General features: G+C 66.5%; 18 protein-coding genes and 3 pseudogenes. 5 read left to right on the top strand and 16 right to left on the bottom strand.

The genetic code is table 11. From position 1 onward, the window contains the following. Positions 1-6 precede the first annotated feature (6 nt). Genes ACWDX9_RS27595 through ACWDX9_RS27585 form a run of 3 tightly spaced genes read right to left on the bottom strand, consistent with a single transcriptional unit; the run spans position 7 to position 2,118 of the window. A complete protein-coding gene (locus ACWDX9_RS27595) occupies positions 7-876 on the bottom strand; it encodes a M56 family metallopeptidase (RefSeq protein ID WP_449958890.1) in 870 nt (289 codons plus the stop codon). Next, positions 873-1,232 carry a BlaI/MecI/CopY family transcriptional regulator gene (locus tag ACWDX9_RS27590; RefSeq protein ID WP_449958887.1) on the bottom strand — a complete coding sequence of 120 codons (360 nt, stop codon included), beginning with the start codon at positions 1,230-1,232 and terminating at the stop codon, positions 873-875. The genes ACWDX9_RS27595 and ACWDX9_RS27590 overlap by 4 nt, the downstream gene beginning before the upstream one ends. Positions 1,233-1,287: 55 nt before the next feature. Further along, positions 1,288-2,118: a hypothetical protein gene (locus tag ACWDX9_RS27585; protein WP_449958885.1), complete on the bottom strand. Its 831-nt coding sequence runs from the start codon at positions 2,116-2,118 to the stop codon at positions 1,288-1,290. A gap of 428 nt (positions 2,119-2,546) precedes the next feature. Here ACWDX9_RS27585 and murJ point away from each other — a divergent pair. The 4 genes and pseudogenes from murJ to ACWDX9_RS27565 all read left to right on the top strand — a co-directional run. Continuing rightward, positions 2,547-3,662: pseudogene (gene murJ / locus ACWDX9_RS27580) on the top strand (murein biosynthesis integral membrane protein MurJ); the annotation flags it as partial. Between the two features lie 85 nt (positions 3,663-3,747). Continuing rightward, the gene (locus ACWDX9_RS27575) at positions 3,748-4,134 is read left to right on the top strand and encodes a hypothetical protein (protein ID WP_449958882.1); all 387 of its coding nucleotides are present in this window, start codon (positions 3,748-3,750) and stop codon (positions 4,132-4,134) included. A gap of 54 nt (positions 4,135-4,188) precedes the next feature. After that, positions 4,189-4,866: a GNAT family N-acetyltransferase gene (locus ACWDX9_RS27570; RefSeq protein ID WP_449958879.1), complete on the top strand. Its 678-nt coding sequence runs from the start codon at positions 4,189-4,191 to the stop codon at positions 4,864-4,866. Positions 4,867-5,251: 385 nt separating this feature from the next. Further along, positions 5,252-6,337, top strand: coding sequence for a GNAT family N-acetyltransferase (locus tag ACWDX9_RS27565; RefSeq protein WP_449958876.1), 1,086 nt, complete (start codon positions 5,252-5,254; stop codon positions 6,335-6,337). A 170-nt stretch (positions 6,338-6,507) separates the two neighbouring features. On the opposite strand, the pseudogene ACWDX9_RS27560 reads toward ACWDX9_RS27565, so the two are convergent. The 4 genes and pseudogenes from ACWDX9_RS27560 to ACWDX9_RS27545 form a co-directional block, all read right to left on the bottom strand. After that, positions 6,508-7,017 (bottom strand): annotated as a pseudogene (locus ACWDX9_RS27560) (IS5 family transposase); the annotation flags it as partial. 254 nt (positions 7,018-7,271) lie between these two features. Beyond that, positions 7,272-7,598: a transposase domain-containing protein gene (locus tag ACWDX9_RS27555; RefSeq protein ID WP_449958874.1), complete on the bottom strand. Its 327-nt coding sequence runs from the start codon at positions 7,596-7,598 to the stop codon at positions 7,272-7,274. Between the two features lie 277 nt (positions 7,599-7,875). Further along, positions 7,876-10,095, bottom strand: a complete 2,220-nt coding sequence (locus tag ACWDX9_RS27550) for a leucine-rich repeat domain-containing protein (protein ID WP_449958872.1) — start codon at positions 10,093-10,095, stop codon at positions 7,876-7,878. Between the two features lie 286 nt (positions 10,096-10,381). Then, a pseudogene (locus ACWDX9_RS27545) lies at positions 10,382-10,849 on the bottom strand (transposase); the annotation flags it as partial. 37 nt (positions 10,850-10,886) lie between these two features. On the opposite strand from ACWDX9_RS27545, the gene ACWDX9_RS27540 reads away from it, so the two are divergent. Continuing rightward, a complete protein-coding gene (locus ACWDX9_RS27540) occupies positions 10,887-11,180 on the top strand; it encodes a hypothetical protein (protein ID WP_449958870.1) in 294 nt (97 codons plus the stop codon). 35 nt (positions 11,181-11,215) lie between these two features. On the opposite strand, the gene ACWDX9_RS27535 is transcribed toward ACWDX9_RS27540, so the two are convergent. The 9 genes from ACWDX9_RS27535 to ACWDX9_RS27495 all read right to left on the bottom strand — a co-directional run bounded on the left by ACWDX9_RS27535 (position 11,216) and on the right by ACWDX9_RS27495 (position 17,497). Further along, positions 11,216-11,494, bottom strand: a complete 279-nt coding sequence (locus tag ACWDX9_RS27535) for a cytochrome C oxidase subunit IV family protein (RefSeq protein ID WP_364266448.1) — start codon at positions 11,492-11,494, stop codon at positions 11,216-11,218. Between the two features lie 10 nt (positions 11,495-11,504). Beyond that, positions 11,505-12,050, bottom strand: a complete 546-nt coding sequence (locus tag ACWDX9_RS27530; protein WP_449958867.1) for a cytochrome c oxidase subunit 3 — start codon at positions 12,048-12,050, stop codon at positions 11,505-11,507. Between the two features lie 80 nt (positions 12,051-12,130). After that, positions 12,131-12,919 carry a hypothetical protein gene (locus ACWDX9_RS27525; RefSeq protein WP_449958864.1) on the bottom strand — a complete coding sequence of 263 codons (789 nt, stop codon included), beginning with the start codon at positions 12,917-12,919 and terminating at the stop codon, positions 12,131-12,133. Positions 12,920-12,958: 39 nt separating this feature from the next. Continuing rightward, on the bottom strand, positions 12,959-13,705 hold the full coding sequence (locus tag ACWDX9_RS27520) for an SDR family NAD(P)-dependent oxidoreductase (protein ID WP_449958861.1): 747 nt from the start codon (positions 13,703-13,705) through the stop codon (positions 12,959-12,961). 103 nt (positions 13,706-13,808) lie between these two features. Beyond that, positions 13,809-14,006 (bottom strand): ferredoxin, encoded by a 198-nt coding sequence (locus ACWDX9_RS27515; protein ID WP_449958858.1) that lies wholly within the window; start codon positions 14,004-14,006, stop codon positions 13,809-13,811. Continuing rightward, on the bottom strand, positions 14,006-15,226 hold the full coding sequence (locus tag ACWDX9_RS27510; RefSeq protein ID WP_449958855.1) for a cytochrome P450: 1,221 nt from the start codon (positions 15,224-15,226) through the stop codon (positions 14,006-14,008). Before ACWDX9_RS27510 ends, ACWDX9_RS27515 begins: the two co-directional genes overlap by 1 nt. Positions 15,227-15,498: 272 nt before the next feature. Next, the gene (locus ACWDX9_RS27505; RefSeq protein ID WP_449958947.1) at positions 15,499-15,792 is read right to left on the bottom strand and encodes an iron-sulfur cluster assembly protein; all 294 of its coding nucleotides are present in this window, start codon (positions 15,790-15,792) and stop codon (positions 15,499-15,501) included. An 11-nt stretch (positions 15,793-15,803) separates the two neighbouring features. After that, positions 15,804-16,877, bottom strand: coding sequence for an amidohydrolase family protein (locus tag ACWDX9_RS27500; RefSeq protein WP_449958852.1), 1,074 nt, complete (start codon positions 16,875-16,877; stop codon positions 15,804-15,806). Next, complete coding sequence (locus ACWDX9_RS27495) at positions 16,874-17,497, bottom strand: TetR/AcrR family transcriptional regulator (RefSeq protein ID WP_449958850.1); 624 nt, start codon at positions 17,495-17,497, stop codon at positions 16,874-16,876. Before ACWDX9_RS27495 ends, ACWDX9_RS27500 begins: the two co-directional genes overlap by 4 nt. Between the last annotated feature and the right edge of the window lie 204 nt (positions 17,498-17,701).

The raw sequence follows: 17,701 nt of genomic DNA, 5'->3' as shown, positions 1-17,701 counted from the left end.
CCGTGGTCACAGCAGCACAAGCAGCAAGCTGGCATGGTGGGAAAGAGTGGGTGAGATGGCGCTTCCCGTGGCCATCCAGGCGCCGCTGAGCAGCACCGGGCCTGTGATGCGGTTATCCGGTGGGCTCTGTCCGAGCAGGGCCTCGACGCGGCGGGCGATGTGCGAGCCGGTCAGGGAAGGAAACGCGCCGGCATCCCTTGCCTGCTGCGCCAAGGCGACTCGTGCGATCGTGCGCGCCGTCAGCTCGCGGTCTCCGACTGCGGCGGCGGCCTGTTCATCGGCCCAGCGCTCGATGGCGAAGCACAGTGCCCGATAGGGGTAGATCAGCGCAGGGAAGATCCTCGTGGCGATGGTGCCGGCCATCAGATAAAGGTGATGACCGTACTGGATGTGCGCGGCCTCGTGACGAAGCACCACTTCCAGCTCCCGCCGGGACAGCATGCTCAGCAGCCCCTTGGAGAGGATCACTCCTCCACGCCGTCCCGGTACCGCCATGGCGAAGGGGCGCTCGTCGGCCACCACGCCCGTGCCCAGCGCCTTGGCATACCGCAGGTCCCGATGCCAGCGTGCGACGGCATGGATGACGGCGGCGCCGATGATCAGCAGGAGCACGATCACCACACCGGCGACAGGCGCGGGAACCTGCCCGTGGCCGATGAGGACGCGGCCCATCACGGTGGCTTTGGCCGCCGTCAATGTGCCTATCGCGATCATGACGACGAAGGCGAGCATGCCCAGCACCGTCAGGGCCGTCGCTCCGATGAGAAGGATCAGCAACCGGGCGTGCCAGGCCGGGTGCATGCGCGGCTGCCGCCAGGCCATCAGCGTGCTCGCCATGGTGAGCAGCGCGACGGGAAGATAGATCTCCAGATTCACCTGTCGCTCCCGGATCCTTCGAGCAGCGCGCGCAGGGCCGCCTCCTCCTGCGGACTCAGACCGTGGACGAACTGGCTGAGCACCGCAGACGGGTTGTGCGCCAGGCGGAGATGGCCGAACATGCGCTCCGCGACGAGCCCGGACTCGTCGGCGGTCAGCCGGTAGACGTAGGCGCGGCCCTGCTTGGTCCGCTCCACCATGTGCTTGTCGAGCAACCGGAACAAGATCGTGTTAACGGTGGTGTACGCGGGATCACCCAGGCGATCACATATCTCCTGCGGAGAAAGGAAGGCGTCGGCGCCGGCGAGCACGGCCAGCACCTCGGCCTCAAGCTGTCCCAGCTTTCGTCGCGACATCGGGTAGACCTCGATCCTCTCTTGGTTCGCCTGGTCAGGAGATCGGTGCGGGACGCTACCGCTTGAATCCCACGTGCAGATGGTCCTGGTGCACGGTGTTGGTGAAGGTCGCGCCGTAACGTCCCGTGAAGGCCCAGGGACCCCCGACTTCGTTCGAGCCGTACCTCATGGCCGTCTCCATCACGCGCCGCGCGGGATTGCCCTGGCCGGCGGACTGGCGGGCATATGCCGCCACCCGTTTGCCGTCGATCGCCCAGATGTCGACGGCCCGTCCCTTGGTGTGGTTGCTCACCGAGGCGCTGCCGAACACTTTTGCCGGATGCCCTGTGGACAGTACGCAGACCGACAGGGTGTGCTCCCGGGAAAGGCGGAGCAGCATGCGCAGGACGCGGTCGTCGACGCGGCCGCGTTGGACGTCCCAGGCCGAGGTGTCGGAGAGGATGATCTTCCTGGAGGCGAGCACCTGCGTGGCGAGCTTGCTCGGCCGGGGCCTGCTCGGCGGTCCGCCTCCCGTGGAGGCGAGCCCGGTGACCGTCCAGGTGTTACCGCGCTTGGCGAGCCGGAGGTCCAGGACGCGGGTTCGCGTGGTGAGCTTCTGGCCGCGGACCGTCGAGAGCCGTACGACGGCCATGATCGAAGCGCGGTTCGCGGTCAGACCGCCGAGCTGGGGATAGACCACCTGTACGGCGCCGGCGGCCTTGCCGTCCAGCAGAGGCGCGGCCGTCGAGGCACCCTCGACGGAGAGCCCCTTCTCGGCCAGACGTTCGCGGCCGGCCGCCACGGACCCGGCACCCGCCGGGTAGTTGAACAGGGCTTCCAGATAGCCGACCGCCGCGCGCTTCACCTCGCGCGCAGGCTCGTCGGACCTGACAGTGAACGCAGTCACCGCAGGAAGGGATGGGGGTGGGACTGTGACCGAAGCCGTGGGGGTGATGACGGACTCAGGGACACGTGTAGTGTTCACGCCCGATATGCCGCAACCGGGGATCGCGATCACGAGCGCCACGCAGAAGCAGGCACGCCTCGCCGACACGGCGCCACGGCGAGCGCCGGGCGCAACCTCGGTGCTGCCGTGCTCAGAGCCAGGCGGCGAGTAAGGAGACACAGGCGACAATCTACTACACTTGTAATAGTCGAATCGCCCATGGCGGCTCATCTACTACACATGTGATAGTTTGCTGAGGCGTGGAGCAACGATCTCGTATCGCCGCTCCGGTGCAGCAGGACGCTGCCGCTGCTCGCACGAAGGACACAGCGGCCGCGACGGGCGATGGCGATCCTGCCGGCCCAAGCTTGCTGCGATCCGGTGCGATCATGGCCCTTGGCACACTGGCATCGCGGATCACAGGCCTGGCCAGGACGCTCGTCCTTGCCGCAGCTCTGGGCACGCAACTCCTGGGTGACGCCTACAACACCGCCAACACCATTCCGTTCTCCCTGTACGACCTGTTACTCGGCGGGTTGATGACGGGCGTGTTGGTTCCACTGCTGATCAGGCGGCGCAAGCAGGACGCGGACGGCGGGTACGCCGCCGAACAAGGGCTCATCACCGTCGTGATCGTCGCCCTGCTGATCCTCACGCTGACCGCGATCGAGGGTGCCCGATGGCTGGTCGGCCTGTACGCCGGAGGCTTCACCCCCGCGCAGACCGAGGTCTCCGTACTGCTCGCCCGCTTCCTGCTGGCCCAGGTGTTCCTGGTGGGCGTGAGCGGGCTGTGCAACGCACTGCTGAATGCCCGCAGCCGCTTCGGCGCGCCCGTTTGGGCTCCCGTCCTGAACAACCTGGTCGTCACCGCCGTGGGAATGGCGTTCTTGCTCGTCGCAGGACCCGGCGCCGAGCCGCAGCACCTCACCGGCGAGGAGATCGCGCTCCTGGGCGCCGGCACCGTGGCAGGCATGCTCGCGCAGGTCGTGATCCTCGTGACGTCCCTGACCAGGGCCGGATTTCGCTGGCGGCCGCGGCTGGGCCTGGGCGGTTCGGGATTAGGTGAAGCCATCAGGGCTGGTGGATGGATGCTGGCGTACGTCTGCTGCACCCAACTCGGCTTCATCCTCACCGCCAACCTGACCAACAGGGCGGGCGCGGTCAGCGCGACAACCGCCGGCGGCGCCGGAGCCGGGCTGAGCAGTTACAGCTACGCGTACCAGATCTTCCAACTCCCCTACGCCGTGATCGGAGTGTCCCTGATCACGGCGCTGCTGCCGAAGATGAGCACGCACGCGTCGGACGGCCGACTGGACGACCTGCGTGCGGAATTCCGCACGGGCGCCCGCCTGGCGACCCTCGCCATGATCCCGGCGTCATTGGTGCTCGCGATGCTGGCGGCGCCGCTCGCGCAGTTGGCTTTCGCCCGAGGCTCCACATCGACGGCCGACGCCGCGACCATCGGCCACGTCCTTGTGGTGCTGGCGCTGGGCCTGCCGCTTTTCACCCTCTTCCAACTCATGCTCCGCGCCTTCTACGCCTTGGCCGACACGCGTACCCCGGCACCCCCTGGCCGCCGCCAATCTCTGCGTGCACGCCGTGCTGGCCTCGGTCGCATATCTGCTGCTTCCCGCCGACCGCGTCGTCGTCGGCGTGAGTGCGGGCTTGATGCTTTCGTACGCTTCGGGCTGCTTGATCGCCGGCGTCGTGCTGGGGCGGCGCCTGCGTGGCATCGAAGGCAGTGCCATCACGGGGCTTCTCGCCCGCCTGTATCTGGCCAGTACGCCCATGATCGCAGCTGGAATGCTGGCCGCATGGAGCTCCTCAGATCGAGGGGCAGTGATCTCCTTTGCCGCGATCGCGTGTGCCTGCCTGTTCAGCCTTCCTGTTGCCTACCTGGCGATACGCGCCATGGGAGTCAGAGACGCCGACCCTGCCCTCTTGAGCGCATGGAGCCGTCTGCGGGGTGGCCGATGAAGGCACGAGCTCTTTGGGGGCATCAAATTATTACAAATGTAGTAGCTTGTGTTCATGTCCTTGTTTCCCCCGCCGCAGGCACGGATGGCATCGCTGCGCGTGATGGAGTTGCGCGACGTCCCGTTCGCCGTCCGGCTCCACCAGGACCACCTGTCCCAGGGCTTCTTCGTGGAGCTCGGCGAGAAGTTCCTGCGTCGCTACTACCGGACCTTCCTGACCAGTCCCGCCGCGGTCGCCTTGGTCGCCGAAGTCGACCACCAGCCGGCAGGCTTCCTGGTGGGCTGTACCGATGCCGACGTCCATCGCCGCCACGTGGCCCGTCTGGAGCGTTGGCGACTGGCCCGAGCCGGCGCGGCATCGCTGCTGGTGCGGCCAGAGCTTGCCGGCAAGTTCATCCGCACCAGGGCCCAGCGTTATACACGGAGCCTGCGCCATGCCGGACACGAGCCCGCCGGCGAGGCGCCGAACGAGCGTGTCGGCACCCTCAGTCACATCGCCGTGGACCAGGCGATGCGACGGCACGGCGTCGGGTCCAGGCTGGTCAACGGCTTCGTCAACATCGCTCGGGTTCACGGCGTCGGCCACCTCCAACTGCAGACCAGCCCGTCCAACGCCAACGCTCGGCAGTTCTATGTCGACCTTGGCTGGCAGGAGCAAGAGCAGATACACGACAACGAAGGCGGGGTCTGGATTCCCTTCGTCAAGAAGCTTGTGACGCGCAACCACACCTAGGCGCAATCCAAGGAGAGACATGGCCACGAGACCGGTAACCGCTACAGGCGCGCACGCCACGCCGCGACCCTGGACGACTATCGACGCATCCTCGACGTCGGCTGCAGCGTAATGCTCCACTACGTGGCCGGCCGCCAGGTGCCACGCAGACGACGGGGACTCCCCAGGACCGATGGCGTGCTCGCGCCGGCCCACCTCCCGGCCCGAAGCCCGGCGCCTTCACCACCATGTCGCCACCGACCCGGCACGAGCGACTCTCGGTGAAAACGTCGTCTTGGACCGGAGCCGTCCCTACGCCGTTTGCCTCTACGACCGTCGGCGCCCACCGCCGCCGCTCCACTCGATCGAGGGCACGCACGCCCCGCAAGCCGCAGCCGGAGGCTTCATGAAGATCACCGTCGTCACGCCCGCCGACCTGGGCGCGAGCGAGATCGCCGCATGGCGCATCCTGCAAAAGGGCAGCCCCGAACTCGCCAACCCGTTCCTGTGCCCGGAATTCACCCTCGCCGTCGGACGACACCGCGAACAGGCCCGCGTCGCCATCATCGAAGACGGCGACCGGATCACCGGGTTCTTCCCCTTCGAACGACACGGCCTCGGCACCGGCAAACCGATCGGGGCCGGACTCACCGACGCCCAAGGCGCCATCCTGGCCCCCGAAACCGACATCGACGTACCGTCCCTGCTCAAAGCCTGCGGACTGAACGTCTGGGAGTTCGACCACCTCGTGGCCGGCCAGTTCCCCGGCCACCACGCCAGCCGCCACCCATCCCCGATCATCGACCTACGAGGCGGCCTCGACACCTACCTCGAAACCATCAAGAAGAACTCCGGCAAGACCTACAAAAGCACCGCCTACAAGGAACGCAAACTCGGCCGCGACACCGGCGAGATCCGGCACGACTACGCGGTGACGGACCCGGCCGCCCTGCGCACGCTCCTGACCTGGAAGAGCGACCAATACCGCCGCACCGGCCGCACCGACCGCTTCGCCCGCCCCTGGATCACCCGCCTGGTCCACGACCTGCTGCAGACCGACACCCCCGCCTTCGCCGGCGTACTCGACATCCTCTACGCCGGAGACAAACCCGTCGCCGCGCACTTCGGCCTACGCAGCGACACCGTCTTGGCAGGCTGGTTCCCGGCCTACGACACCACCTATGCACGCTACTCACCGGGCCTCATCCAACACCTCGCCATGACGAGAGCGGCTGCCGACCACGGAATCCTGCTCATCGACATGGGACGAGGCGACAAGGAATACAAAGACAAACTCAAGAACGGTGAACTGGAAGTCGCCGAAGGCCGACTGGCCCGCGCGACACCGGCGGCCGGCGTGCACTGGCTGATCCGGACCCCTGTGCGAGAAGCCCGGAACACCGTCCTCAGCCACCCCTGGTTGCTGCGCCCCGCAGACCGATTCCTGAAAGCGTGCGGCGCGCTCCAGACGGCATGGCGCGGAAAAGCTTGAATATGAACGGCCACCAGCGGAGACGCGATCTCCCCGCCCCCACCTGCGCGGAAGGACCACGAAGCCGCTGACGTCGTCGCTGCGCTTGACGACCTCCAGGGTGAGCCGGAGGTGCTTTTGGGCCCAAGCCACGAGCTTGCCGGCGTAGGCGCTGTCGCCCAGATCAGCGTGACTCGCTCGTACCAGTCGCGCAGACGCGCCAGTGCGGGCTTGGCGCCGTCGCGGTCCTGGACGCTGGCGGCGGTGACGATGACGACCAGCAGCAGGCCCAGGGTGTCCACGATGAGGTGCCGCTTGGCGCCCTGCACCTTCTTGGCCGCGTCGTATCCGCGCGAGCCGGGGGCAACGGTCTCGGCGGCCCGCAGCGACTGCGAGTCGATGATCGCGGCGCTGGGCTCCGGCTCGCGCCCGTCGGCTTTCCGGACCTGTTCGCGCAGGTCGTTGTGGAGAGCGTAGAGATCGCCGTCCTGCGACCAGCGTGTGAAGATCGAGTGGACGCTGCGCCAGGGCGCCAGGAAGTCAGCGGGCAGATTACGCCACTTGATCCCGTTGTCGACCACGTACTGGATGGCGTCCATGATCAGGCGACGGCAGTACTTCTCGGGTCGTCCGCCGTTGCCGTGCAACCATGCCGGCCAGGGCATCAACGGCCTGATGACTTGCCATTCCGCATCGGTCATATCAGTGGTGCAGCGGGGCGACCGGATCGGGTGATCGGCTCCGCGGCCGTACCGGCAAGCGGCACATGAGCAGGCAGTTTCTTCGGTACGGGAGACAGCGATGGCAGCGGTGGCGTACAACGGCGGCAGACCTTCCGATCGGTGACGGGGCTTGGACAACTACCGTTGCTACCGGAAGGTCGCTTTATGTCGCAGAATATTCGCTCTACGTCACCATTCCGGCCGATATGGGCCCTACGCAGCAAGCGCACGGATCAATTTGTACCCGGGCACTCAGGAAGAGCTACACCCAAGTCAAACAGCGCCTTCAACGGCGCCACCCCGATCCGGCGCCGTGCCTGGGCCAGCGCTGAGGAGGACGGCGGCAAACCCGGTGCCGCCAGCCCTGACAGCAGCCGCGCCCACACCTGCCGATAGCCCAGCCCGGCGAACGATCCCGCCGCCAGCAGCAGATACACCACCACCCGCGACGGCAGGCCCCGGAGCCGCCGCTCCACCGCCCCCGTCTCGGCCAGCACCTCATCGACCATCTTGAATGGAATGATCTGGGTCAGCTCACCCAGATGACCCGGCGCGAACACTCCCGCAGCGCTCCGGATGGTCGATGTGACCGTGCTGATGGCGCAGGCCAGGGCGGACCTGGCAGACTGTCGGCTCAACGGAGATCCAGTCTGTTGACGGATGGTTCTGGAAGATCACCCGTTCTACTGGATCTCCGTTCTCATGTCCCGGTTTCAAGCGCATACACTGCGCAACCACCGACGGCTCCAACTTCCCGGCATTGCCGTTAGCGTTCCGCCCACCCTGCCACGGCGCGGCCGACGCCCCCGGGATGTGCGCGACTGCTGTAAGTGAGGATCAGCGCGTTTCCGCGTCATCGTCGTCCCAGTCCTCGTCGTCCCAATCCTCGTCGTCGATCAGCCAGTCCGGCGGTGAGATGAGCGGGTTGCCCGTCACTTGAAGCTCTGTGACCGTGAGGTTCTCCAGCCACTCGGGCAGGACAGTGATTTGGTTGTCGCCCAGGTTGAGTTCCTCAAGGGCGGTGAGATCTCTTACCCACTCGGGCACCTGGGTGAGATCGTTCTCGCTCAAGTCGAGGTAAGTGAGGTTGGTGAGGTTGCCCAAGGTGTCCGGCACCATGGCGAATAGATTGCCGCCCAGGCTGAGGTAGCCGAGGTTGGACAGGTTGCCCATGGTGTCAGGCAACGCGCTCAACTGGTTGCCGCCCAGGCTGAGGTACCTGAGGTTGGTCAGGTCGCCCATGGTGTCAGGCAACGCGCGCACCTCGTTGGCGTCCAGATTGAGGTACCTGAGGTTGGCCAGGCTGCCGAAGGTGTCAGGCAACGTCGTGAGCTCGTTGTGCGGCGCCTCGAGCCAGGTGAGATTGACGAGGCCGCCGAACGTGTCCGGCAACGTTTTCAGATGGTGATTGCCGTATAGATTGACCTTAATGAGGTTGACGAGATGGCCGAAGCTCTCGGGCAATGTCGTGAGCTTGTTGTGCGACAAGTCAAGCTCCCTGAGACCGATGACGCCGCCGAACGTGTCCGGCAAGGTGCTCAGGTGGTTGCCGTACAGATTGAGCTTGGCGAGGCTGACAAGGTCGCCGAAGGATTCGGGCAATGTCGTGAGCTTGTTGTGCGACAAATCAAGCTCGGCGAGACCGACGAGACCACCGAAGGTATCCGGCAACAGGTCCAACCGGTTACCGCTCAGCTCCAGCTTGCCGAGATTGCCGAGATTGCCGAAGGTGTCGGGCAACGCGGTGAGCTTGTTCTGCGACAGATCGAGCTCGGTGAGATCGGCGAGGTCGCCAAATGTGTCAGGCAACGCGGTGAGCTTGTTCTGCGACAAATCAAGCTCGGCGAGACCGACGAGGCCACCGAATGTGTCGGGCAACAGGTCCAGCTGATTGTTGCTCAGGTCCAGCTCGGTAAGGCCGGTGAGATTACCCAGCCAGTCGGGCAGAACGCCGAGCCGATTGCTGTACAGCTTGAGCTGGGTGAGATTGGTGAGCCCGGCCAGCCCGCTTGGCAGGACAGCGAGGTCATTGACTCCCAAATTCAGCTCGGAGAGGTTGCTCAGCGTCTCCGGCAGTTCGGCGATGCGGTTGCCGTACAGGTTGAGTTTGGTCAGGTTGGTGAGCCCGGCTATGCCGTCCGGCAATACGGTGAGCTTGCTGTCTTGCAGGTCGAGCTCGGTGAGGTTGCTCAGCGTCTCCGGCAGCGCGGCGATCCGATTTCCGCCGCCCAGGTACAGCCTGGTGAGGCTGGTGAGCCTGCCGAACGTTTCCGGCAGAGCGGCGAGCCGGTTGTAGCAGACGTTCAGCTCGACGAGGCCGGTGAGCTCGCCCAGTGTGTCCGGCAATGTGGTCAGCTGGTTCATGGCCAGGCTGAGACCGGTCAGGTTGGCGAGGTCGCCGAACGCCTCCGGGAGCATGGTGAACCGATTGTGGCCCAGGTTGAGCGTGGTCAGGCCGGTGAGCCTGCCGAACGTTTCCGGCAGAGCGGTAAGCCGGTTGTACCAGAGGTTGAGCTCGGCGAGGCCGGTGAGGTCGCCGATCGAGTCCGGCAGGACGGCGACGTTGTTGAAGGCCAGGTCGAGGACCGTGAGGTTGGACAGATCACCCAGCCACTCCGGTAAATGGGTGATCCTGTTGTCCTCCAGCTTGAGCACCCTCAGATTGGCGAGGTTACACAGCCAGTTCGGCAATGCGGTGAGGCGGTCGCCGCCGGTATAGAGCTCCAGCGTGGTGAGGTTGGTGAGGCCGCCTAACGCATCAGGCAGGCTGACGAGCTTGCTCCCTGACAGTTTGAGCTCGGTGAGGTTCGCGAAGCCCCCCAGCCATTCGGGTAATTCAGCGAACAGATTGTTTCTCAGGTCGAGCCTGGTAATACCGGTGAGGTCGCGCAGCGCCTCAGGCAGGCTGTCCAGCTCCAGGCCGGAAAGGTCCAGCTCGGAAGCATCGCTTTCCAGCGCCGCGGCGATCCGCCTCTCGGCCTCGGAAGACACCTCGATCCACCCCACTTCGACGTCCTGGCGAAGCGGATCGGCTCCGCCCGCCGCCTCCAACGGCATCGCCGGCAACCGATGACCGGTGCCGCGCGATCGACGACGGAATGAAGTGCCCCTGTTTCAGTGACGGCGGTGCCGGTCTTGATTCCCGCTCACCGGCAGCCGACCCGGCCCTGACACTACGGGGCACACTGATGATCTCCGCACATCGAGGCCACCCTAGTGGCAATGCCGAGAAGTTAGAGGGGTGCGGCTCCTTCTGAGGGACCGAGCTGATCAGGTGGTGTGCTCGTTGTCTTGCCTGCCGTGGATGCGCTGATGTTCTTGGCCGAGGTGATGGCGCCAGTACGAAGGTGATGGCGAAGGCGTTCAGGGCGGCTTTCCAGCGGGTGATCCAGCGTTTGCGGCCCTTGCCGGTCGGGTCGAGGCTCATGATGGCCATGTAGACGCACTTGAGCGCGGCTTGCTCTTTGGGGAAGTGGCCGCGGGCCTTGACCGCCCGGCGGATCCGGGCGTTGACCGACTCGATGGCGTTGGTCGAGCAGATCACCCGGCAGATCTCGGTGTCGAAGTTGAGGAAGGGCACGAACTCGGCCCAGGCGTCCTCCCACAACTTCACGATCGCCGGATACTTACCGCCCCAGACCTCGGCGAACTCCAAGAAGCGCTCCAGCGCGGCGGCCTCCGTAGGCGCGGTCCTGCCGCCGCAGAGGGCTGATCTTACTCTCGAGTTGTTCGCCGAACTCCTCGCGCTGAGAACTTCGCGCAAGCTTGGATGCCGCCAGGATCTCAAGGGCGTTGCGCACCTCGAAGACATCGGCGATCTCCGCCGCACTCAGGGTTCTGACGCGCACGTGACCTTTGCCGTCGTTGACGAGCAGACTCTCGTTCTCGATCGAGCGCAGGGCCTCACGCAAGGCGCCCCGGCTGATCCCCGGTTTCTCGCTGAGGTGGGCTTCTTTGATGTGCTCACCAGGCTGGAGCGCTCCCGAGACGATCTCATCGCGAAGACACGCGATGCAGCGCTCGCGAAGATTTCGGCGATCGAACCGGCCCACCCTCCACGCTCATGGATCAAGGTTGCCCAGGATCGACCCGACCTCACTGGTCGAGCGGCCTTCAGGCGGCTGACCAGCCAGTTCGCTTGACGGCCCGGATGGCGACGGTGTCGCGATCATGTCGGTCACCCATCGGTGACGACGAACATCGTGATGAGGGCCGCACATACCATCACCGTCCACCCGCCGAACAGCAGGCGTAGCGCCCGAGGCGCCTGCCCCAGCTCCATGAAGTACCGTCCGACGAGGTACACCTTGGCGAACGCGACAGCGAGCACGACCACGGTGGCGAAGCGCCGGGCCCCGTGACCGTCCCCGAGATACCAGGAGACCGCGGTCGCACCCATCAGGACGAGCCAGGCGACAACCGCTCGATTCTTGCCGCTCGAAGCCTCGCAGGACATGGGCGACCCATCACCTCATCAGGTAGAGCAGGGCGAACAGGACGATCCAGAGCAGGTCGATGAGGTGCCAGTAGCACGCTCCGGCCTCGAGGTTGCGTAGGTCCCGACTTCCCAGAGCGGGCTTGCGAGCGATCAGGTACATGATCACCAAGGCGACCATTCCGAGCAGCAGATGCAGCAGGTGGATGCCGGTGAACACGAAGTAGTACATGTAGAAGCCGTTCGTCGACGGCGTATGACCGGCTTCGATCTCGTTCGAGTACTCCAGATACTTGTTGACGACGAAGCCGGAACCGCAGAGCAACGTCACGAGGATCATCCGCGAGCCGGGACCAGAGGCTCCATGGCGCAGCGAGTTCAGACCCAGCGCGACGAACAACGAGCCGGTCAGCAGCAGGAGGGTGTTGCCTGCGCCGAACGTCAGGTTCATGTGCTCGCGGGCCTGTTCGAAGAGGCCGGCACTTCGCGACCGCTCATAGACGAACACACCGAAGAACAGGGCGAAGATCAGCAGGTCGCCGAAGATGAAGACCCAGATGCCGATCTCGCCCGGCACGTGGCCGGGCTCCCGAAGGCGCCGCTTGGGCGCCTTCGGGGGCGTGGAGGCGAACGGATCCGCCGGCCAGGCATTCATGGTCATGAACTGACGGCCGGCTCTTGCTCGTGGACGAAGCCCCGCTTGACGTTCTGCATCGACAGGTAACTGAAGTACAGCACCCAGATGCCGAAGACGACGAACGGCACCCACAGGCACACGACGCCGACCCAGCTGAACGGCCCCTCTTTGAAGAACCAGACCGTGCCACCGGGAATGAAGCACACGCCGGCCCAGATGCTGAAGTAGCCCGTCCAACGGGGGAACACCGGAGCGTCGCTCTTGTCCAGCAGGATGTTGAGCCCGAGCGCGATGGCCCAGATGGTGAAGGGCATCCAGGTGCCGAGCAGGATGATGTACGCCGCGTCGTTGAAGGCCTGCGTGATCTCCGGTGACACTTCGCCCGCGCGGAAGGCGGCGGTCGCCCACAGGCCGCAGTTCACGACGATCTGCGCGGTGCCCGCGGCCATGCACGTCAGCTGGACGTAGGTCAGTGCCGGGAAGAGCCCTTCCTTACGGCGCGTCTGGACGGCCATGCAGACCCCCCAGACGCCCATCAGCGCGTACGCCAGACACGAGAAGACGAGCCCGACGCGGATGGCGGTGGCGTGCTCCTGGTAATACTGCGCGACCTGCTGAGCCGAGTCGCTCGGGTGGATCGCGGGCGGGAAGTATCTGGCGAGCCAGACGCTCCCGATCAGGAACAGAACCACCATGGCCGGGCCACACCACGCGACGAGAAGCTGCGAGTTGCGGCTCATACTGCGACGGTCGGCCTCCGTCGAGCCGGACAGTCCCGTTGCGGCCGAGGCTACATGGGCGGTGCTCACGATGTTCTCCTTCCTCTCGATCGGCTGTTGCGCGGGCTGTTACTGGGCGGTCAGCGCTCCGTCGATGACGTGCTCCTGACCGGTGATGTACGACGAGTCGTCCGAGGCGAGGAACAGCACCAGGCTGGAGACCTCGTCCGGATCGGCCATGCGGCGCAGCGGTACCTGGTCGGCGATGCCGCCGCCGGACTCGTCGGTGGCGGCGACCATCATGGGCGTGTTGATGTAGCCGGGATGTACGGAGTTGACCCGGATGTTGTCGGGGCCGTACTCGACGGCGACGTGCTTGGTCATGCCGCGGGAGGCGAACTTGCTGCCCACGTACGCCAGGTTCGGTGTGCCGACGATGGAGACCAGGCCGGCGATCGACGAGATGTTGACGATCGAGCCACCGCCGGCCCTTTGCATCGACGGTATGACGGTCTTCATGCCGTAGAACTGGGAGTGCTGGTTGACCGCGCACACCGTGAGGTATTCGGCCTCGTCCAGTTCGGCGGTCCCGGCGATGGGGCCGAGGATCCCGGCGTTGTTCACGAGGATCGTCACCGTGCCGAACGCGCTTTCGGCCTGCCGGAGCACCTGCTGCCACTCGGCCAGGGACGTCACGTCGTGCCGGACGAACAGCGCGTCGTCCCCCAGTTCCTTGGCGATCAGCTGCCCGCGCTCCTCGTTGATGTCGGTCAGCACGACCTTCGCGCCTTCGGCGACGAACCGCCGCGCGTGCGCCTCTCCCATACCCTGCGCGGCGCCGGTGACGATGGCCACCCTGCCGTCGAGCTTGCCCATGATGGTGTCCTTCCTTGCTGGGTCAGCGGGCCGCCTCCTCGGCGGGCGGCCTCTTCCTGTCGGTGGCGGCGTGCGCCGCGTGGAGTGGGATGCGGTCGGACGATCACGCGTGCAGGGTGATGGCCCGTTCAGGACATCCATGGGCCCCGGCCCTGGCTGCCGCATCCCGGCCCGCGGGGACCTCGGCGGGCTCGTCGAGGTGGGCGTTGAACCCGTCGTCGTCGGACTCGTAGACCTCCGGCGCGATCATGTAGCAGCGGCCGTGCCCGGAGCAGAGCGACCCGTCAACGGTGTACTTCATCAGGACGCGCTGTCGCGGCGGCCGGGCCGGAACACCAGGGGGAGGTTGTTCATCGCGCGGGTGAGGCCGGTGGTGTAGGTGATCTCGGCGCCCGGCTCCAGCGAGAAGTCCGGCATGCGGCGCAGGAGCTCCCGCATGACGACCTTGCCCTCGAGCCGGGCGAGGTGGGAGCCGATGCACCGGTGGGGGCCGAAGCCGAAGGCGGCGTTCACCGGGAGGTCACGGTCGATGTCGACCTCCTTCGGGTTGTCGTAGACGCGGGGATCCCGGCAGGCGGCGGCGTAGTTCAGCATCACCCAGTCGCCCTTCCTGAAGGTGTGCCCGCCGACCTCGACGTCCTTGCGGACGATCCGGCCGAGCGCCACGACAGGCGCGTAGACGCGGACGAACTCCTCGATCGCCTTGTCGTGCAGGGCGGGGTCCGCGGCGAGCCGGATGCGGTCCTCCGGGTGCGTCGCGAGGTGGTAGGCCATGCCGGCGAGCAGGTAGGTCGTCGTCCCCAGGCCGCCGGCCAGGAGGTCGGTCACGACACTGACCTTGTGCTCCCACGGGCACGGCTCGCCGCTGTCGAGCTCCACCCCCTTCAGCACCGCGTCGACGAAGTCGCCCCGCGGCTCCTCCTTCAGGCGCCGCTCCAGGTAGGCGTTGATGTAGCCCAGCGCCGTGCCCCAGCCCTGCGCGCGTCCCTCCAGCGGGCCGAACAACGCGTCGTCGATCGCCTTGATGAGGGGCGGCAGGTCCTCGATCGGCACTCCCATGTAGCTGGAGAAGAAGACGCGGCCGGGCAGGGTGGCGGCGAAGTCCGCGACGAAGTCGCACTGTCCGCGCTCGATGAACTGATCGATCAGGTCGTTGGCGTGCTCCCGGACGGAGCCCTCGTAGGACCGCACGGCGCGGGGGCTGAAGTAGCCGTTGAGGGCGCTGCGCCACCGGTTGTGGTACGGCGGGTCGGACTCCTCGGGGTACATGAACGCCATGCCCTCGGGGCGGTTCGGCTGGAAGCCCTCGGCGCTGCTGAACGTCTCCCAGCTCTGGCCGACCGTGCGGACGTCCTCCTGCCTGTTGACGACGTAGTAGCCGTCCCCGACGTTGCTTCTCGCGACAGGGCAGTGCTGCACCAGGTCGTCGATGACCTCGACGAAGTCCTCGTTGAACTCCTGGGAGTCGAGATCGAAGTCGTGGAAGTGGTCTCGGGTGGAGTGTGGTTGAGTCGCGGTCACGAGGAGGCCTCCGTGGGTTCTCGACATGGAGATGCCGGTGCTCGACGCCCCGGTCGGCCCCGCCGGGGGGGGTGTGGCGGGCGTCACACGCTCGAAACAAATGTTTGTCTACAGCCATGGTCGTGTCAATAGCGGCCGAGCGATTTGGGCCCGTGGAGGACCCGGGCAGAGCCCGACACAGGCGCGATGACATGCTCTTCTGTCGAAAATCGCGAAGCAGCTGACAGCTCTCGGCACCACGCCGGCACGGACCACTGAACGCTGAAAAACAATCAGTCGTTTGTTTTGCGGCGGTCAGGGGTCCACAAGATGGTCGTCGACATCGCGACCTCGACGTCCTCGACCCCGGGCAGCTCGCTCAGGACGTCGACGATGTAGCGGCGCAGGCCGGTGAAGTGCACGCACGACGGATCCGTCAGCACGAGCTCGACCCGGACGCGGCCGTCCGCGCACTCGACCTTGTCCACCAGTCCCATCTGGGAGATGTCCAGCGGCACGCGCATCAGAACCGCGCAAGGTTCTGGGATCTTGCTCAACTGGGCGCGGATCGTCTCCTCCGACGGCATCGCCACGGCGCTCACCGCCCGCCCGGAACGCGGAGCCGGCTCCATGGCCGGGGTCCGGCCGCCGCTCGCCGCGTGGCGAACTCGTCGTCCGCCACCCGCTCACCTACCGCATCCTCCTCCAGCCCGAGCATCCGCAGCGCGTTGCCGCCGAGGATCTTCCTGCGGTCGGCGGCGGTCAGTTGCGGGATGCCGTGCTCGGCCAGGACGCGGTCGGGGAACTCGTAGCCGTCGAACGCGGCGAGCAGGGGCGCGGGGTGGCTGAGATTGGCGCCGCTCGCGTACAGCAGCCGGTCGACGCCGGCCGCGCCGATGAGCGTGGCGAGGATCCTGGCGAACGCGTCCGGCCGGACCACCGCATAGGCGAACACCGATTCCAGCGTCGCGTAGAGGTTGCGGTGGCGGGCCAGCAGCGCCGCCGTCCTGTCCAGGAACGCGGCGCCGGCATGCACGATCTGGAAGGTGAGCTCGGGGAACCGCGCCGGCGCGACCTCCAGGTCGTCGACGTCGAACGCGCCGCGCGGCGCCGGCGGCAGCCAGAGTGCCTTGTGCACGGCGACGTGGCGGATGCCGAGGTCGCGCGCGGCCTCCAGCAGGGGTGTGGCGAAGTCGGGCCCGTCGATCCGCCAGCCCTCTCCCCTGCCGCCGTAGAAGAACGCGGGGTAGAGCTTCAGCCCGTCCACGCCGAACTCGCGAACCTGCCGCTCCAACTGGACGATCGCCGCGTCTGTCACCGGCGTGTCCACGGTGGCGTACAGGCGGAACCGGTCCGGGTGGCGGTCGCGGTAGGCCGCGGCCCGCTCCGGGTCGGTCACGTGCCCCTTCGCGAAGCCGAGGTTCGGCAGCGCGTGGATGACCGCCAGGTCGACCGGGCTCTCCACGAACAGCGCGTCCGCGATGGCTTCGTACGGGAAGTCCGAGAAGAACTCCGCACGGCTGAGCTGGAACTCTCGGTGCTCTTCGCCGGTGGCGAGCAGGTGCGCGGCGTACACCGACTCCAGCTGCTCGCGGCCGAGCGGGTCCTGGTTGGCGGGTGCGAGATTGTACGGGTGCACCACCGAGTCCACCACGACACCGTCGTCGATCATCCATCCTCCCGTGGGTAAGCCCGGATCAACGGCCCGTTCAGCAGCGCGTCCGCGAGTCTCTCCCCGATCTCGTCCGCCGTCGCGGGGCCGTCGGGCGAGAACCACTCCGGAGTCCAGTTGAGCGCGCCGAGCAGCCCGAACACGACCATCCGCTCGTCAAGACCGGCGTCGAAGACCCCGGCACGCACCCCGGCCCGCAGCGTCTCGGTGAAGAACCGCTCGTACCGGGCGCGCTTGTCCAGCAGTCGGGCCCGGTTCTCGGCTCCCAGGAAGCGCCACTGGTGGAACACGATCAACGTTCGCTCGGGGTTCTCCGCGACGACCCGGACGTGCGCCTTGATCGCCTCCCTTAGCAGCACCCGGGGGTCGTCGCTGAGCGCGCGCACCTCTTCGAGCACGTGGTTGAAGTGGTCGACGCCGCCCTCGATGATGGCGAACAGCAACGACTCCTTGCTGACGATGTGCGCGTACAGGCTTCCCGGGAGCATTCCGACGGCCTTGGCGATGTCGCGCATCGACGTGCCGGTGTAGCCCCGTTCGCCGAACAGGCGCGTCGCCTCCCGGAAGATCGTCGCGTACCCGTCGGACGCCTGCTCCGCTCCCGCAACGATCTCCTGCACAAAACAAATGTTTGTATAGTCACTTCGCGGGTGTCAAGATGAGACGGGAGTGAGCGCCAATGAAGCATGCGAGCGCGACCACCGCGGCGCAGATCCTCTGGACCGGAGCCGAGCTCCACGCGGACCGGGCGTGCGTGACCGACCTCGACGCGACGGACGCCGGCGTGACCCTGGGCTACGCGACCGTGGCGGCCCGCGCGGCGG

This window comes from Nonomuraea sp. NPDC003201 (assembly GCF_053590415.1).
Note: the sequence above shows the minus strand (reverse complement) of the source record. Positions and strands in the feature narration are given on the sequence as shown.

Excerpts from the sequence above, each read along its gene's own strand:
- ACWDX9_RS27590 (WP_449958887.1), bottom strand. The coding sequence starts at position 1,232 with ATGTCGCGACGAAAGCTGGGACAGCTTGAGGCCGAGGTGCTGGCCGTG.
- ACWDX9_RS27570 (WP_449958879.1), top strand. The coding sequence starts at position 4,189 with ATGTCCTTGTTTCCCCCGCCGCAGGCACGGATGGCATCGCTGCGCGTG.
- ACWDX9_RS27565 (WP_449958876.1), top strand. The coding sequence starts at position 5,252 with ATGAAGATCACCGTCGTCACGCCCGCCGACCTGGGCGCGAGCGAGATC.
- ACWDX9_RS27550 (WP_449958872.1), bottom strand. The coding sequence starts at position 10,095 with ATGCCGTTGGAGGCGGCGGGCGGAGCCGATCCGCTTCGCCAGGACGTC.
- ACWDX9_RS27535 (WP_364266448.1), bottom strand. The coding sequence starts at position 11,494 with ATGTCCTGCGAGGCTTCGAGCGGCAAGAATCGAGCGGTTGTCGCCTGG.
- ACWDX9_RS27520 (WP_449958861.1), bottom strand. The coding sequence starts at position 13,705 with ATGGGCAAGCTCGACGGCAGGGTGGCCATCGTCACCGGCGCCGCGCAG.
- ACWDX9_RS27515 (WP_449958858.1), bottom strand. The coding sequence starts at position 14,006 with ATGAAGTACACCGTTGACGGGTCGCTCTGCTCCGGGCACGGCCGCTGC.
- ACWDX9_RS27505 (WP_449958947.1), bottom strand. The coding sequence starts at position 15,792 with ATGCCGTCGGAGGAGACGATCCGCGCCCAGTTGAGCAAGATCCCAGAA.
- ACWDX9_RS27500 (WP_449958852.1), bottom strand. The coding sequence starts at position 16,877 with ATGATCGACGACGGTGTCGTGGTGGACTCGGTGGTGCACCCGTACAAT.